The organism is Lysobacter sp. Root916 (assembly GCF_001429785.1).
Classification (GTDB): domain Bacteria; phylum Pseudomonadota; class Gammaproteobacteria; order Xanthomonadales; family Xanthomonadaceae; genus Lysobacter.
Map to the genome: position 1 here is coordinate 357,944 of NZ_LMJF01000011.1, position 16,695 is coordinate 374,638.

Consider the following 16,695-nt stretch of genomic DNA (forward strand, 5'->3'; position numbering starts at 1 on the left):
TCAGCGCAACGCGGCCAACAGCTCGCGGAAGATCTCGCGCGATTGGGTGTGGCCGTCGCGCTGGTTGTAGGCGCTGCTGGTGATGGTTACCACCAACTGCCGCTCCGGCACCACGAACACATAGTTGCCGCCGTTGCCGGACATGGCCCAGGCGGCGACGTCGCGGCCGCCGACCTGGAAGTGCATGCGCCACCACTGGTAGCCGTACTCGGATTCGTCGTTGGCCTGGGCTTGCACGCTGGTCATGGCGGCGATGTAGCCGGCCGAGATCACCTGCTTGCCCTGCCAGCGCCCTTGGTCGACTACCAGCTGACCGAACTTGGCCAGGTCGCGGGTGCGGTAGCGGGTACCGCCGCCGCCCATGCCGATGCCCTCGGGCGAGCGGTTCCATTGGCTGCGTTCGATGCCCAGCGGCCGCTCCAGGGCCTGCGCGGCGAACTCGGACAGCGGCTGGCCGGTCGCGCGTTCGATCACCGCGCCGGCCACGAAGGAACCGGCGGTGCAGTAGGCGAAGGCGCGCCCGTGCGGGCTGTCGGCCGGCTTGCGCATCCACGGCGCGTAGCCCTTCACCGGCAGCGCCAGGGCGAAGTCCAGCCAGCGCTCGGTCACGTACATGCGCTCCTCGTTGCCGCTGGAGAACGGGTTCTCGTCGTCGCATTCCCACAGCGAGCTCATGGTCAGCAGATCGGCCAGGGTGGTCGCGCGCAGGCGCGGGTCGACGCGATGGGCGGCGGTGAACTCCGGGAAGCGGTCGTAGACGCGGTCCTGCACGCCGGGCAGCAGGCCGCGATCGATGGCCGCGCCGGCCAGCAGCGCGGTCACGCTCTTGGTCGCCGAGCGCACGTCGTGCAGGGTCTGGGCGTCGGCGCCGTTGAAGTAGCGCTCATACACGGGCTGGCCGCGCTGGACCGCCATCACGCTGGTCAGCTGCTTGAGGCGGCCGTCGCTCAGGCGGGCGTCCAGCGCCTTCAGCGGCACCGGGTCGAACGCGCTCTCGCTGGGGCGCGCGTCGGGCCAGCCGTCGTCGGCGGCGTACGCGGCGGGACTGGCCAGGGCGAGCAACAGCAGCAGGCGGTGCAGGGACATGATCGGCTCTCATCGGCGGAAGGAGCCGCGATCACAGCGGGAAACCGTCTGAAGTGCCTGATCGGCGAGTGAAGAATTATGAAACCGCGCTGCGACGGGCTTTGCGACGCTTGCGCGGCGCCCGTCGACCTCAGTCGGGCGGCGCGTGTCGGCGCGACGACACCGTGTCGGCATCGACCGGTTCGCGGAACGGCAGCAGGTACATGCGCCACAGGCCCGGCTCGTTGGGACCGATCCCGGTCTGCGCGACCGGGCCCTGGCTGTAGGTACCGAACAGGCGGTCCCAGACGATCGCGTTGCAGGCGTAGTTGCTGTTGCTCTGCTCGAACACCAGCGAGTGGTGGCGGCGGTGATGGTCGGCGCTGGTGATCAGCCAGGACAGGCCCGGCGTGTGCATGCGCAGGTTGGCGTGCGCCAGCACCGCGTTGACCATCAGCACGATGCCCGCGGCCTCCACCGCCCGTTCCGGTGCGCCGGTGGCGGCGGCCAGCAGCACCAGCGGCAGGATCAGGAACACCACCTCGAAGGGATGGTTGGTGCCGACATTGAGCGCGTGCAGGTTGTGGAAGCCGTGGTGGAAGCCGTGCCCGCTCAGGCGCCACAGCAGCGGCCAGCGGTGGATGGCGCGGTGAATCCAGTAATAGATCAGGTCGGAGGCGAAGAACAGCAGCGCCGCCTGCAGCGGCAGGGGCCAGGTCTCGGGCCACAGTGCGGCGCCGATGCCGGCGCGGACTCCGCTCAGCGCCGGCCCCAGTACCGCCTCGTAGGCGCCCAACAGCAGCACCGACAGCGCCAACGCGAGCGCGTACACCCCGATCAGGCGCAGGCGCGTGCCCAGGCTTTGTCGCCACTCGGGCATCGCCGGCATCCAGGCCTCCAAGGCGCTGGCCGCCAACAGCGCTGCGATCAGCACGATCAGGCTCGCCGCCTCGCTGGGCAGCAGGCTCCACCACAGCAGCAAGGCGCCGGCCAGGATCGCCGGCTGCGCGCCGCGTTCGACCCAGGCGGCCAGGCGCGGTTGGGGAGCGGAGCTGGACGGCGGCATGCGGGACTCCTGTCGGCATCGGTGACGTCTGCGCTGTTTATAGGCCCCGCGGCCCGCGCGGTCTTGTGCCGGAAGGCCCTGATCCCACCCGCGGCGATGGCTGGGATGGTCGCCGAACGCCAGGTTCGGCTTCGCCTAAACTGCGGGCATGTGCCGCTTCATCACCGCCACCCTGCCCACCGACGCCGACCACGCCGCCTTGGCGGCGATCGCGCAACGGCATGGGCGCCGTCTGCTGCCGATATCCAACCCCAGCATCGACCGCCAGATCGGTCCCGGCCTGCGTCATTACCTGACCACGCCCGGGCATTGCGACTGCGACGTGCCGATCGGCCGGCGCCTGCGCGAGCGCGCCAAGGATATGGACGAGGCGATCCAGCGCCTGCGCCGCAAAGGTTGGAGCGGGGCCAAGATCGAGCGCGCGCTCGCCCAGCAGCAGGACAAGCGCGCGCAGCGCGTCGTCGAATCCACGGAGCCGTGGCTGGCCTTCATCCGCGACATGCTGACCCAGACCAAGAACACGCAGATGGGACTGCTGATGCATCACTACAGCGGCGCCCTCGACGCCGACATCGTGCTGTCCGCGCGCGAAAGCCTGCCCTTGCCGATGTTGAGCGAGGAGCTGCTGGAAGGTCTGCGCGAAGACGTGCTCTACGAATTTCGGCGCTGAGCCGTTCGCGCGGCCGCGAAGGCCCTACACTCGCGCCTGATCCCCGCCACGCTCGCTCGCAATGACCTCTACCGGTTTCTTGTCCGTCTTCGCTCCGTCCTTCGCCCTGGGCGGCCCCGTGTTGCTGGGTCTGTGGGGCGTCTTGCGCAGTCGCGGACAAGCGCGCGCGGCCTCGCCGTCGCCGGCCTGGGACTGGAAGCTGATCCTGGCCTCGATGCTGCTGTACGCCTTGAGCTTCAGCCTGATCTTCTTCGTGCAGGAACTGTTCCTGGTCCTGCCCAAGGCGTTCACGCCGGGCTTGCGGCCGACCCTGTTCCACAACAATCACAACTGGGACGGCGACAACACGCTGGCCAAGCTGTTCCAGGGCACGGGCGCGCTGGCGACCCTGATCCTGGCCGCGCTCTGCGCCTACTGGCTCAAGCGCTGCCCGCCGCGTTCGGCGCTGTGGCGGATGTTCGCGCTGTGGATGGTCTTCCACGGCTGCTATCAGGCCCTGCCGCAGTTCGTGGTCGGCGCGATCTTTCCCGGCAACGACGTCGGCATGGCGATGGAGTACCTGCAGTGGAGCGCGGCGACCAAGACCGTCGCCGCCTTACTGGCGATGGCCTTGATCGTGTGGATCGCGGTGCGCCTGCTGCGCCCGCTGCTCAGCCTGGCCGCGCAAGCCGATGAGGTCGCCACGCCGGGCCGGCGCGCGGGCTTCGTGTTTCGCGTCGCGACCCTGCCGGGCTTGCTGGCCTTGCCCTTGATCATCGCGATGCGGGTGCCGGGCAGCCTGGACCAGGTTGCGATCGTGCCGGTGGCCGAGTACGTGATCGGCCTGTGGTGGATGCAGGCCGCGGCCTGGTTCGCGATTCCCGCGCGCGCCGGCGAAACCGCGCCGGTGCGTTCGATCGCGGTGCCGTTGCTGGCCTTGATCGCCTTGACGCTGATCTTCCATCTGATCCTGCGTCCGGGCATCGCGTTCTACTGAGTGTGGGACGGCGGAGCCTGCGGGTCCGCCGGCCCTAGCGCTCAGGCCTCGACCTCCAGCGTCCATTGCAGCGCCGGCAACGCGCTCAGGAACGCCGCCGCGTCGAAGGTCTGACCCGGTGCGACCACACCCACCGCGTGCGCGCGACCGTCGAGGATCCGTACCAAGGCCTCGACGATCAGCGGCGCGCTGACCGCATAGATGTCGCGCCCTTGCGCGAACGCGCGATGGCTGCGGCCTTGGCGATGCACGCGCACATCGACCGCATAGCGCTGCGCCGAATGTCCGCTCGCATCCGCGGCCGTCGGCGGCGGCGTGTGCGGATCGCGCACGTCCTGGATCGCGGTCAGGTTCATGTACGAATCCACCCGCGTACTGCGCACATGGCGCGACAGGGTGGCGATCTCCGAGAACGGCAACGCGACGGTGGACTGGACGCCGAAAGGCGCCGGGAAGGTCCAGTCGCGCGTCGCCGGCGGCTGCGCCAGCGGCGACAGTCCGCCATCGGCGATCACCAGCCGCGCGCGCTGATTGCGCTGGCCGGTGATGCGCGTGCCCGCGGTCGGGTGCCAGCTATCCAGCGCGACCGCTATTTCGATCGCGTCCGCCTCGGGCCAATCGCCCAGCGCGGCGGTGGCCAGCAGATCGGCCAGACCGCCGAAGAAGGCCATCGCCGGTATCGCGACGATGCCGGCGACGCGGGCGCGCTCGTCGTGGTGTTCGACCAAGTCGAGCACGGCGCCTTGCTCGGCGCACAGGTCCAGATACGGCACTCGCGCACGCAGTGCCGCCTCCAGCACCGGCGCGGCGGTGTCCAGAAAGGGGCCGGCGCAGTTGATCACCGCGGCGGCGCCTTCCAACAGTCTATCCAGCTCGGCCGGCGCCTCGATGGACGCCTGACGGCATTGCAGGTCCGGATGGGCCTGGGCGAGCGCCGCCAACTTGGCGGCGTCGCGTCCGCCCAGGCGCGGCACCAGGCCGCGCCGGAGCAGTTCGGCGATCACGAAGCGGCCGGTGTGGCCGTAAGCACCGTAGACAGCGATGGTGTGCATCAGTTGAAACTCCGTGACCTGGCGTGAGAGAGCGGATGCGCGCCGTGGCGATTCATGCCGTGGCGGCCTGCGCGCGCACCGGCTCGACCGAATGCGCCTGCCAATGCGCGCGCAGTTCGCGGTTGAAGTCCTGCCAGCGCTCCTCGGGGAAGAAGATGCGCGCGCCCTCGAACTCCACCCGCCGCACCGTGCCGGGGATGGTCTGCTGCAACCAGAACGACCACTGCAGCGGGAAATAGACGTCGTCGGTGCCCCACGCGATCAGGGTCGGCGCCTGCAAGCGGCGCAGGCCGTCCTCGATCGCCAGGGTGTGGCGGCAGTCGAAGGCGTTGACGAAGCGTTCCAGCTCGCCCAGGCGCGCCGGTTCCAACAGCGGCCGCAGATAGGTATCGATGGTGGCGTCGCTGACCTGTTCCGGGCGCTCGTACGCCGGCGCCAGCGCGCTGCGGAACACCGATTTGTCGGCCAGCATGGCCTGCAGCGTGTCGCCCAGCCCGCCCGCGGCGACCATCGCCACGAAAGGCTTGAACGCCTCCGGCGGCCAGTTGTCGTGGGCATCGCAGTTGCTCAGCGCCAGGCTGCGAATGCGCTGCGGGTAGAGCGCGGCGAAGATCTGGCAGATGCCGCCGCCGCTGTCGTTGCCGACCAGGTCGACGCGGTCGATGCCCAGCGCATCGAGGAACTGCGCCAGCATGTGGGCGTTGGCGGTAACCGACGCGTCCTGTCCCGTACCGGCCTCGGTGTAGCCGTGGCCGAGCAAGTCCGGCGCGATGCAGCGCCGGCTATCGCCGAGCTCGGCGAGCTGATGCCGCCACAGGTAGCCGTTGAGCAGCACGCCGTGCACGAACAGCGCCACCGGGCCTTGGCCCTGTTCGACGTAGCTGATCCGGCCCGAGGCGGTGTCGACCGTACGGCGGTCGGCGAAATAGCGCTGACCGCCGCTCATGGCCGCAGCTCCGCTTCGCGCAGCTTGTGCGCGCATTCTTCGCAGCACACTTCGACGGCACGGCCGCCGATCGTGACCTGGATCGCGTGTTCGTCCAGCTCGCTGTCGCAAGCGGCGCAGGTGTTCTCGTTCATGGGGTTCTCCGATAGGGCCCGGTTCGGGCACGCTCAGGAGACCATCGCGGCGGCGGCGTCGCTGTCGGATTCTTTAGCTGTTTGCGCGGCGCGCCCTCAGGCGCTCTTGGCCAGCGCCGAACGCTGGAACGCCGAGGGCGTGCGGCCGTAGGCCTGCTTGAACGCGGCGGTGAAGTGGCTGTGGCTGGAGAAACCGAGGTCCAGAGCCAGCGCCGACATATCCTGGCTGTGCGGGATCCGATCCAGCGCGCGCGCCAGGCGCAGGCGCAGGTGATAGCGGTACAGCGGCAGGCCTTCGACCTGCTGGAAGGCCTGAGTCAGATAGACCGCCGACCCACCGATCTCGGCCGCGATCTCTTCCAGCGTCCAGCGCCGGGTCAGGTCGGCGGCCAGCAGCACCTTGACCCGATCCACCAAACGGCGCCGCGCATGCGTCGCCGCGGTGATATGGGTGGTACGCGGCCCCAGGCTGCGGCAGACCAGGGTCAGGGCCAGGCTCTCGGCTTCCAGCGTTTCGATGCGGCCCAGCTGCAGGTTATGCCGGAGCAGGGCGACCAGCGCCTGCGCGCGTGCGTCGATACGCAGCGATTGCAGACGGAAACCGAGCTGGTCGCGCTTTTGCAGCAGTTCGGCCGGCGCCAGTTCGCGCAGCAGCGGTTCGGACAGGGCGATCACCAGGCTGGCGTCGCCGCCGGCGACGGGGTGGCTGACCTGGTAGCCCTCGCCGGCGTTGAACAACAGGGCGTGGTTGGCGTCGGCCACCGACTGGTCCTGGCCGACGTGGCGCAAGTACAGGCCGCGATAGGGAAACACCAGATGGGTCGAGGAGGCGCACTCTTCCTGGCTGCGGTGGCGGCACTGGCCGCCGCACAGCACATCGCGCACCGCCAGGGTGCCGCTGTCGAACAATCGGGCGACTGCGAAATCCGACATCGCGTTGCTGCGGCCAGGTTCGGGCTTTCATGCCGATGATAGACAGGGCAGGTCGCGCCGGCCATGACCTGCGAGGTCATGGCGCGTCGGCGCCCGCGCGCATCTAGTCCTCGGCCAGGAACCGCGCCGGTATGCGCTCGTAGTAGGGGAACAGGGTGAAGTAGGGCCGCGCCTCGCTCAGCACGCGCGCGTAGGAGGGGCGCTGCAGCAGGCGTTCGAAGTAGGCGCCGAGCTGCGGATAGGCCTCGCCGAACGGGCTCACGATGCCGGCATAGAACAAGGCCGGCGCGGCCGCGCAGTCGGCCAGGCCGAAGCTGTCGCCGGCGGCCCAGACCCTGCCGGCCATGCGGCGCTCGACCATGCCGTAGGCGATGGCGAGACTGGCGTGGGCGTCGGCCACGCCGCACGGATCGCGTTCGCCGTCGCCGCGCAGCCGATCCAGCACGATCTTCTGCATCGGCACGCTCACGTACAGATCGAAGAATCGGTCCCACAGGCGCGCGTCCAGGTTGGCGGCCGGATCGACGGGCAACAACGGTTGCGGACCCGGGTAATGCCGGTCCAGGTACTCGATGATGATGCTGGTCTCGGGTACCGTCGCGTCGCGCGCTTCGTCGCGCAGCACCGGCATCTTGCCGACCGGCCACAGGTCGAGGAAGCGGGCGTGCTCGTCTGCGGCCGCGCGTTCGATCAAACGCGGCTCGAACGCGGTGCCGTTCTCGTACAGCGCGATCAGGACCTTGTGGCAGAACGAGGCCAGGGGATGCTGGTACAGCACGAGCGCCATCGCGGCTTCCTCGATCGGGGGCGGTCTTCAGGTTAGCCCCATGGCGGCCGCGACGCAGCCGTGCCCAAAGTCAGGGCGGCTCAGCCGGCCAGGGCCGCGTCTTCGACGCGCGCGGGCGGAGCCGCCGCGGTCGGCGCGCGCGCGACCTGGGTTTCCAACACCGCCATCAGGGCTTCGCGCAGGGCCTGGGCGCGGTCGAGGTCGATGCAGTGCTCGTCGCCCATGCAATAGAAGCGGATCTGTCCGTGCAGGGAATACACCATCAGGCCCAGTGCGCGCACCGAATGCGAGTGCACGTAGAGGCGGAAGTCCTCGAGGCGGAACGGTGCGTGGTCTTCGACCAGATCGAGTTGGCCCAGGTTGGACAGGGTGATGCGGTTCCAACTGCCCTTCAGACCCAGCGCGTTGCCGAAGCGGATCAGCGCGTTCAAGCGCGCCGGCGCGGGCGGCCGGATCAGCTCGCAGAAGTGGTAGCGGCTGGGAATCTCACGGCTCTCGCGTTCGATCTGCGCCTGCATCGAGCGATGCGCGTCGCGCGCGCGTTCCCAGAAGCCGGTGCCGTTGTCCTGGCCGGTGCGGAACTTCAGGCCGCCGCCGCCGTAGAACAGGCGATCGTCGGCCAGCGCCGGCACGCGCCCGCGCCGGCCGTCCATGGGGCTTTCGATCCAGGCCGGCACCTGTTCGCGGCCCAGGGCGGTGAGCAAGGCTTCGTCCAGGGCAACCAGCAGGGCGGCGTGCACCGACACGTCCTCGCGCTTGCAACGCTGGCGCAGCGCGCTGGACAGCACCGCGCCCGCGCTCCATTCCAGGTGATGCTCGCGGTTGCGCGGCGGGGCCATCGGCGGCAGCAGTCGCAGGGCCAGGCCGATCAGGCCGGCGACGCAGCGCCGCCGTCGCGGATGCTCGGGCCTGTAGTCGCCGACGATATCGGCGGCGGTGAGCGGCGGGTATGGCAGCAGCGGGGCGTCGTCGTGCAAGGCGCGCAAGGTCTCTCTGGCCACGATCAGCAGGCTCATGCCGTCGCAGATGCGGTGCGAGGCCGCGAACAGCAGCTCGCTGCGGCCGGCGCCGCGCAGCCAGACCAGGCGCAGCTGCGGCTGGCCATCGGCGAACGGCGTCTGCAGCTCGAGGTCGATCTCGCGGCGGGCGTCGCCGCCGCCGCGAAGCGCCAGCGCGCGCAGCGGGATCGGGCCCGCACCGTCGTCGACGTAGCGCACCGCCGCGCCTTGCGTGCGCAGGGTCGCGCGCAAGGCCGGGTGCTTGGCCTGCACGCGCGCGATCGCCTTGCGCAGGTCGGTCTCGTCGATCTCGCCCTCGATCCGCAGCGCGTAGACGATGCAGCCGTCGATCAACTGCTCGATCGTGGACAGCGGGTGGCTCACCCGGCGTCTCCCGGTGCGGATGCGGGCTTGGCGTGCTCCGCCGGATGCGCATCGCGGCTGGCGCGGGTGCAATAGGCGTGGATGCGCGGATGCAGGCGTTCGAAAGTGCCCAGCCGCCCGCGTCGGCCGTCCAGGTAACCGCAGGCGATGGCGGTGAGCTTGCGCAGCTTGTCCGGCTCGAACAGGGCCACGCACAGGCCCTGGTGCAGGGCCAGCGCGCCGCTCAGCCAGTGCAGGCCCCAATGCGCCTTGTACAGGCGCAGGCAGTGCACCGCGTTGCGCGCGCCGTAGTAGCGGCGCCAGGCGACGTGGTGGGTGGTGTAGAGCTTGCCGTGGCGGCGGATATGGCCGGTGGTCTGCTGCATGGTCACATCGGCGTTCACGTACACCGGCACCCCCTGGCTGGATGCGCGCAGGCCGTACTCGATATCGATGTACTCGATGAAGTAGTCCTCGCGGAAGGCGCCGAGCTTGCGATAGGCCGCCGCCGAGATCGCCGAGCCCGACGAGATCACGAACAGGGTCGGGAACAGGCCGTGCTCGCGTTCGGTCATGCGCACCGGCCTGGGGAAGCGCCGGCCGGGTGGAAAGGTCGGCATGCACTTGCGCAGGTTGATCTCGTACACGCGCGGCCCAAGCACGAAACTGTCGCCGCCGACCTCGGCGCTGGCCCGCATCATCGCGGTGAAGAACGAGGCCTCGATCTTGGAATCCTGATCGAGCAGGAAGATCACCTCGCAGCCGCGCGCCAGCAGCACCTCGGCGCCACGGTTGTAGGCCCCCGCCAGGCCGCCGCGATTGCGGTTGACCAGGACATCGATGCGTTCCCGATGCAGGGCCTCGTGCAGGGCCGCGTCGGGTTCGGGCGTATTGTCCACCGCGACCAGATCCGCGCAGATCTCGCGCGCGTGGCGCAGGTTGTCGACGAACTCCGCGTCGGGCTGGTAGAGCACGAAGATCAGGCCATAGCGGTTCATGCGGCGCGCACCGGTTCGGCGGAGGCGGGGGCGGGTTCGGCGCGGGGCTGCGTTTGCGGCGCGGTCAGCGCCAGCAGCAGGGCCGTCGCGCGTTCGCGGATCTCCAGCGCCTGCGCGCGCGGCAGCGACTCCTGATCAGAGGACAGCGCGAAGTCGTAGCGGCCGGCGTAGCGCGAGATCACCAGCTGATGCGCGGGCGTCGCGCCGACCACGCCGGAGATGGCGCGCACCGCGCGCAAGTGGAAGCCGCGGTAGTCCTGCGCCAGCGACAGGCGGCCGAGGTTGCTGAGGGTGAGCTGGCGGCCCGCGCGGCGCGAGCGGCCGTACACGGCCATGCGCTCGAATACCCCGTGCAGGCGTTCCAGGCCGAGGAAGTTGCGATAGACCTTGGCCGGCAGGACTTCGATCTTGCGCTGCAGGTCGGCCTGCAGGGCGCGTGCGCGCGTCCAGAATTCCTCCGGCGCGGCGGTGCCGGCGCCGGTCTTGCCGGGGCGCAGCTCGACCGTGGGCGCGATCCCGAACAGATCGTCGTCGCCTATGTTCGGCAGCAGGCTGCGCATGTCCACCGGGGCGACGAAGCGCTGGATGCGCCGCGCGCCGCAGACCGCGCGGAAGGCCAGCACGAAGGCCAGGCTGATGGCGACATAGGCGCTTACGCGCTGCACGCGGCATTGCTCGGACAGGCGCCGGCTGGCGGCTTCGTCCAGCGTCCACAGCTCGCGGTAGATCGCGCCGTAGCGTTGCGCCGGGCGATCGCGTACCAACAGGCGCAAGGCCAGCGCCAGGGCGGCCGCGCGCCAGCGGATGCTGCGCTGCAGGCCGCGATCGGCGCGCACCGCGGCGGGCAAGAGATCGGCGAAGCCGGGCAGCGCGTCGCGGGTCTCGACCGCGCGCTCCTGTCCGTCGCAATCGCGCAGGAGTTCGCCCAGCAGGTGGGTCAGCGCACGACCGTCGCAGATCGCGTGATGGCAGATCAGCACCAGCTCGCTGCGGTGCTCGCCGCGCAACCACAACAGGCGCGCCAGCGGCTCGCGCCTGCCGTCGAAGCAGCGTTGCAGCTCGCGGTCCGACCAGGTCACCCAGTCCTCGTCGCTGCGGCGATCGATGATGCGCAGCGGGATCTGCGGCGGCGTGCGCCGCAGCTCGAACCAAGGCCGGCCCTCGCGTTCCACGATCAGGCAGCGCAGCAGGGGATGCCGCGCCTGCGCGTGGCCGAGCGCGCGCAGCAGCGCGGCCGGCTCGATCCGGCCTTCGATGCAGGCGGTGACGACGACGTTGCCCGGCAGGGTGCCGTCGCCGTACAAGGCGCGTTCGAACAAGCTCAGCGGACGGCCCGGCGACGCGTTCATGCCACGCTCCGCAGGTGCCGCCGGTGGGGTAGGACGGGATCGGCGAGCGGCTCGACCAGGCCCCAGGCGCGCAGCTGCGCCAGCGCATTGCCGATGCCGTCTTCGGCGCGCACCGTGTCGCCCAGCCGCGCGGCCGCCTGCCGCATCGATGGCGCCTGTGTGGCGGCGATGGCGGCGGCCAGTCGCGCCGCATCCAGGCCTTTGCGCTGCACCGCCGGCGGCGCGACGCCGCGCGCGTGCAGGCAGCGCGCCCAGAACGGCTGGTCGCCGTAGAAGGGCACGACCACCGAGGGAATGCCGGCGCGCACCGCCGCCGCGGTGGTGCCGGCGCCGCCGTGGTGCACGGCCGCGCACATGTGCGGGAACAAGGCGTCGTGCGGGGCCTGGCGCAGGAAATAGCAGCGCCCGTCGCGCGCGCCATCGGCGCCGTCCAGGCCACCCCAGCCGGTCGCGAGCACGGCGCGCAATCCGCTGCGCTCGACCGCGTCCAGCACGGTGCGGGTGAACGCGACCGCGTCGGCGTTGACCATGCTGCCGAAGCCGACGTAGATCGGCTTGTCGCCGGCGTCGAGGAAGGCTTGCAAGGCGTCGTCGGGCCGCCAGGCGGTGTTCTGCGCGAACCAATAGCCGGTGACCTGCGAGCTCTCGGGCCAGTCCGCCGGGCGCGGCAGCAGACTGGGGCTGTAGCCGTTAAGCGTCTTCTCGCGCTGGGCGTTGCGGCCCAGATGCGGGCCGTGCCAGGGATAGCGCGGCAGGCCCAGTTGCGGCCGCACGATGTCGTTGATCGCCGGCTTCATCACGTACCAGACCAGCAGGTGGATCAGGCGGTACAGCCCGAGGCTGAGCGCGCCGGGCAGGCGGTCGCGGCCGCCGGCCATCACCATCGGCGGCAGCAGGCGCGACGGCGTCAGCGGCTGCAGGCGCGCGACCGCGAACGGCAGGCCGCGCGCTTCGGACATCGCCTTGGCCAACTGGATGGCATTGCTGACGCCGATCAACAGGCCGGCGCCCTCGCTGGCCGCCAGGCCTTCGGCGGTCCAGTGGCGGGCCCAATGCGCATAGCGCTCGCGGAAGGTGCGCGCCATCGCGTACAGGTTGAGTCCGCGGTCGGCGATGCTGCGGTCGGCGGCCAACATGGCCTCGAAGTCGGCGGTCAGCGGGTAGTGATCCAGGCCCGCTTCGCGCACCAGCGGGGCGAAGTTGGCGCTGGTGACGATGCGCACGGGATAGCCGGCGCGCTGCAATCCCTGGCCCAGGGCGACGCAGGGCAGCACGTCGCCTAGCGTGCCGATGGTGAAGATCGCGATCGGTCGGATGGCGCTCATGGTCGGCTCAGGCATGCGCCACCGTGCGCGGTTGCAGGCCGTCGTCGCCTGCCTTCGCGCAGGCCGCGCTGCGCGGTTGCAGCCGTTCCAGGTGTCGGCTCAGGACATGGCCGATGCGCGCGGCGGGCAGGGTGTCGAGCACGCTCTCGTGGTGGCAGTCCAAGGCGTGCAGTTCGAAGCGGCCGCCGATGTAGGGCCGCCAGGTCTCGGGATCGTGTTCGATCAGCGCGGAGGGGTCGCTCAGGCGCTGGGTGGCGTGGAAGTAGACCAGGTCCAGGTCCAGGCGACGCGGCGCATGCCGGCGCGCCAGCGCCAAGTTGTTGCGCATCACCGCGAAGGCATGCTCGACGAAGCGCGGATGATCGCGCGCGATCTCGCGCAGCAGCGGCATCGAACGGGCGTTGTAGGCGAGCAGGGCCGGCGCCAGTTCGTCCAGCGTGCGCGGCGCCGGCCCGGGCCCGGGCGCGATGCCCAGGAAGTCCAGCGCCGCGCGCACTTCGTCGCTGGGCTCGCGCGCCTGCCCGGGCGCGCCGGCGGTGAACATATAGCTGTCGATCATCGCCAGCAGTTCCACGCGCTCGCTCTGTTCGCTCATCTGCGCGGCGATGGCGTGGCCGATCAGACCGCCCAGCGAGCGGCCGAGCAGGCGATACGGTCCCTCGGGTTGGATGCGGCGGATCTGGGCGAGGTAGTCGGCGGCGATCTCGTCGATGCTGTCCGGCAGGCGATCCATGCCGCGCAAGCCGCGCGCCTGCAGGCCGTACACCGGCATCGCCGGGTCCAGATGCCGCAGCAGGCCGGAGTAGCCCAGGCTGAGGCCGGCGATGGGATGGATGCAGAACAGCGGGCGCGGGGCCGTGCCGGGCGTGGTCGCGCGGCGCAGCGACAGCACCACGCCCAGCGGGTCGCCGTGCTCGTGGTCGGTGTGTTCCAGCAGCGCGGCCAAGCCGGCGATGGTCGAGGCTTCGAACAAACTGGCGACAGGCAGACGCTTGCCGAAGCGCTCGGGCAGGCGCGCGATCAGTTGCGCGGCGATCAGCGAGTCGCCGCCGAGTTCGAAGAAGTTGTCGTGGACGCCGACGCGCGTCAGGCCCAGCAGCTCCTTCCAGATCGCCGCGAGCTTGCGCTCCACCGGCGTGCGCGGCGCTACGAATCCGTTGCGTTCGCCGCGTTCCGGCGCGGGCAGGGCCTTGCGGTCGAGTTTGCCGCTGGGGGTCAGCGGCAACGCCGGCAGGCTCACGAGTGCGCTGGGGATCATGTAGTCGGGCAGTCGCTCGGCCAGATGCCGGCGCAGCGCATCGATGCGGATGGTCTCGCCCGCGGCCGGCACCAGATACGCGGTCAGACGCAGGCCGCCTTCGCTGCCGGCGGGCTCGGCGATCACCGCGGCCTCGCCGACCGTGGCATGCCGCATCAGCTGGCTTTCGATTTCGCCCGGCTCGACCCGGATCCCGCGAATCTTGACCTGCTGATCGCTGCGGCCCAGGTACTCCAGCACGCCGTCCTCGCGCCAGCGCACGCGGTCGCCGCTGCGGTACATGCGCCCGCCGTCGGGGTCGAAGGGGTCGGGCAGGAATCGCTGAGCGGTCAACTCGGGCCGATTGAGGTACCCCAGGGCGACGCCGGCGCCGCCGATGTACAGCTCGCCCGGACAACCGCTGGGCGCCAGTCCGCCGCTGTCGTCGAGCACGTACACGCGGGTGTTGCGGATCGGGCGGCCGATCGGCGGCGCGGCCAGGTCGGCGGCCGACAATTCGATCGCGGTGGAGTAGACGCTGGTCTCGGTCGGACCGTAGAGATTGCTGACCCGATCCGCCAACGCCGCCAACCGCTGCGCCAGTTCGGCCGACAGCGCTTCGCCGGCGGCCAGCGCATGCACGCCGCTCAGGTCGGTGTCGCCGCTGGACAGCAGCATGCGCCACAGCGAGGGCGTGGCCTGCATATAGCCGATGCCGTGCTCGCGGATCAGGCCGGCCAGGCGCGCGGGATCGCGCACGATGTCGGCGCCGGCGATCACGGTGCGCGCGCCCACGATCAGGGGCAGGAACAGTTCCAGCGCGGCGACGTCGAAGATCACGGTACTGACCGCGAGGAAGCGATCGGCGGCCAAGGGCGCGAGGCGGCGGCGCATGGCCTCCAGCAGATTGCTCAGATTGGCGTGACTGACCTCCACGCCCTTGGGCCGGCCGGTGGAGCCGGAGGTGTAGAGCACGTAGGCGCGCGACCGCAGCGTGGACAGGTCGAACGCACGTGGGGTCGCGAGCGACGACGCGAGTTCGGCCGGCGCCAACGTCGCCAGCGGCGTGGACAGCCGCGCCAGCCGCGGCGCCAGTTCCGCCGAGGTCAGCAACAACACCGGCCGCGCATCGTCCAGCATGTTCGCCAGACGTTCCTCCGGCGCTTCCGGGTCCAGCGGCAGATAGGCCGCGCCGGCGAAGCCGATCGCGAGCATGGCCACCAACAGGTTCTCGTCGCGCGGCAGCGCCATCGCCACGATCTGGCCGGGCGCGACGCCGCGCTCGATCAGGCGGTTGGCCTCGTGCAGGCTGCGCACGTGCAGTTCGCGATAGCTCAGGCGCCGCTCGCCGTGGCACACGGCCACCGCCTCCGGGCTGCGCCAAGCCTGCTCGGCGAACAGGGCCGGCAGGGTCGCGGTGGGCAAGGGCGCGGCGGTGTCGTTCCAGTGCAGCAGCAGACGCTCGCGTTCTTCCTCGCCGATCACATCGATCGCGCACAACGCGGCGGCGGGATCGCTCAGGGCGGCGTCGATCAGGCGCTGCAGGCGACGGCGGTGTTGGTCCAGTTCGGCGTCGCCGTACAGCGAGGGATTGGCGTCGAAGTCGAAGCGCAGGCCGCCATCGTCGCCGCGGTCGTAGACGAAGACGGTGAGGTCCTCGGCCGAGCCGTTGGAAAGATTGCGCGGCACGCCGGTGGCGCCGCCGAAATCCAGCGCGTAGTCGAAGGGTTCGATGTTCACGCCCAGCCAGGCCACGCGCTGGCCCTGGCCGACCAGGCCCAGCTCGCGGCGCAGGTCTTCGTAGCGATAGCGCTGATGGCGCAGCGCCTGCGCGACCACGCGCGCGACCTGCGCGATCAGCTCGCCTATGCTCTGTCGCGGCCGCATGCGCAGGCGCAGCAGCACCGCATTGGCGAGCATGCCCGGGGTATGCCGCAGCTGATGGTTGACCCGGCCGCTGACCGGCATGCCCAGCACCAGATCGGCGGCGCCGGTGGCGCGAAAGTAGTAGGCGGCGATCAGGGCGATCAACACCTGCGGCAGGCTTGCCGCGTGTTGTTTGCCGAGCGCGCGCAAACGCCGGGTGCGCTCGCTGTCGAGGAAACCGGTGCTGCGCCGCAGGCCGCCGTCGCCGCGCACCTGCCGTCGCGACAGCGTCACCGGTTCCGGCAGATCGGCCAACTGCTCGTGCCAGTACTCGCGGTCTCGGCGGCAACGGTCGGATGCGCGGTAGCTCTCCTCCGATTCCAGCAGCGAGGCCAGCGAATGGAAGCCGCTGGCGTCCGGTTCGCGATTGAGCGCGTAGGCGGAGTAGACCTCGGCCACGCGGCGCGCGATCAGGCCGCCCGCGTAGCCGTCCAGCACGATGTGGTGCGCGCGGTGGTACCAGACGTGGCGGTCGTGGGCGAGCTTGAACAAGGCGCACACCCACAAGGGACGATCGTCCACCTCGGTTTGCGTGCTCAGCTCGTGCGCCATCCAGGCCTCGGCCGCCGCGGTCGCGGTGTCGGGATCGCTCAGTTCGGAATAATCGAAGTACGGAAACGCATCGATGCGCGTGCCGACCACGCATTGACGCGGTACGCCATCGACGTCGATCAGACGCAGGCGCACCGCCTCGGCTTCCGACGAGACCTGGCGCAAGGCGCGCAGGAACAGGCCGGGATCGATCCAGCCGTGGATTTCGATCGCCTCGGCGAGATTGAAATTGGCGCCAGGCCCGGCGATTTTCTGGCTGAACCACAATCCGAGCTGGGCCACGGACAGCGGCAACGAGACTGCACGCGCATCGTTCAT

The 16,695-nt window shown here is 70.4% G+C and carries 14 protein-coding genes; 2 read left to right on the top strand and 12 right to left on the bottom strand.

The window, feature by feature from the left end:
• The gene (locus ASE35_RS09275) at window positions 1-1,086 is read right to left on the bottom strand and encodes a serine hydrolase (RefSeq protein ID WP_057163662.1); all 1,086 of its coding nucleotides are present in this window, start codon (window positions 1,084-1,086) and stop codon (window positions 1-3) included.
• A gap of 130 nt (window positions 1,087-1,216) precedes the next feature.
• Complete coding sequence (locus tag ASE35_RS09280; protein WP_057163663.1) at window positions 1,217-2,131, bottom strand: sterol desaturase family protein; 915 nt, start codon at window positions 2,129-2,131, stop codon at window positions 1,217-1,219.
• Window positions 2,132-2,279: 148 nt separating this feature from the next.
• Here ASE35_RS09280 and ASE35_RS09285 point away from each other — a divergent pair, with 148 nt between their 5' ends.
• Together ASE35_RS09285 and ASE35_RS09290 are read left to right on the top strand one after the other, a co-directional pair.
• Window positions 2,280-2,801, top strand: coding sequence for a hypothetical protein (locus ASE35_RS09285; protein WP_057163664.1), 522 nt, complete (start codon window positions 2,280-2,282; stop codon window positions 2,799-2,801).
• A 61-nt stretch (window positions 2,802-2,862) separates the two neighbouring features.
• The gene (locus tag ASE35_RS09290) at window positions 2,863-3,777 is read left to right on the top strand and encodes a hypothetical protein (protein WP_057163665.1); all 915 of its coding nucleotides are present in this window, start codon (window positions 2,863-2,865) and stop codon (window positions 3,775-3,777) included.
• Window positions 3,778-3,818: 41 nt separating this feature from the next.
• Here ASE35_RS09290 and ASE35_RS09295 read toward each other — a convergent pair whose 3' ends face one another.
• The 10 genes from ASE35_RS09295 to ASE35_RS09335 form a co-directional block, all read right to left on the bottom strand.
• Window positions 3,819-4,829, bottom strand: coding sequence for a saccharopine dehydrogenase NADP-binding domain-containing protein (locus tag ASE35_RS09295; RefSeq protein WP_057163666.1), 1,011 nt, complete (start codon window positions 4,827-4,829; stop codon window positions 3,819-3,821).
• A gap of 52 nt (window positions 4,830-4,881) precedes the next feature.
• Window positions 4,882-5,775 (bottom strand): alpha/beta hydrolase, encoded by an 894-nt coding sequence (locus tag ASE35_RS09300; RefSeq protein ID WP_057163667.1) that lies wholly within the window; start codon window positions 5,773-5,775, stop codon window positions 4,882-4,884.
• Window positions 5,772-5,909, bottom strand: a complete 138-nt coding sequence (locus tag ASE35_RS21730; protein WP_175488926.1) for a hypothetical protein — start codon at window positions 5,907-5,909, stop codon at window positions 5,772-5,774. Before ASE35_RS21730 ends, ASE35_RS09300 begins: the two co-directional genes overlap by 4 nt.
• Window positions 5,910-6,005: 96 nt before the next feature.
• Window positions 6,006-6,842: an AraC family transcriptional regulator gene (locus ASE35_RS09305; RefSeq protein ID WP_057163668.1), complete on the bottom strand. Its 837-nt coding sequence runs from the start codon at window positions 6,840-6,842 to the stop codon at window positions 6,006-6,008.
• A 103-nt stretch (window positions 6,843-6,945) separates the two neighbouring features.
• Window positions 6,946-7,629, bottom strand: coding sequence for a glutathione S-transferase family protein (locus ASE35_RS09310; protein ID WP_057163669.1), 684 nt, complete (start codon window positions 7,627-7,629; stop codon window positions 6,946-6,948).
• A gap of 80 nt (window positions 7,630-7,709) precedes the next feature.
• Window positions 7,710-9,011, bottom strand: coding sequence for a condensation domain-containing protein (locus tag ASE35_RS09315; protein WP_057163670.1), 1,302 nt, complete (start codon window positions 9,009-9,011; stop codon window positions 7,710-7,712).
• Window positions 9,008-9,988 carry a glycosyltransferase gene (locus ASE35_RS09320; protein ID WP_057163671.1) on the bottom strand — a complete coding sequence of 327 codons (981 nt, stop codon included), beginning with the start codon at window positions 9,986-9,988 and terminating at the stop codon, window positions 9,008-9,010. Before ASE35_RS09320 ends, ASE35_RS09315 begins: the two co-directional genes overlap by 4 nt.
• Complete coding sequence (locus tag ASE35_RS09325) at window positions 9,985-11,337, bottom strand: condensation domain-containing protein (protein ID WP_057163672.1); 1,353 nt, start codon at window positions 11,335-11,337, stop codon at window positions 9,985-9,987. The genes ASE35_RS09320 and ASE35_RS09325 overlap by 4 nt, the downstream gene beginning before the upstream one ends.
• The gene (locus ASE35_RS09330) at window positions 11,334-12,662 is read right to left on the bottom strand and encodes a glycosyltransferase (RefSeq protein WP_235570035.1); all 1,329 of its coding nucleotides are present in this window, start codon (window positions 12,660-12,662) and stop codon (window positions 11,334-11,336) included. Before ASE35_RS09330 ends, ASE35_RS09325 begins: the two co-directional genes overlap by 4 nt.
• A 7-nt stretch (window positions 12,663-12,669) precedes the next feature.
• The gene (locus ASE35_RS09335; protein WP_057163674.1) at window positions 12,670-16,695 is read right to left on the bottom strand and encodes a non-ribosomal peptide synthetase; all 4,026 of its coding nucleotides are present in this window, start codon (window positions 16,693-16,695) and stop codon (window positions 12,670-12,672) included.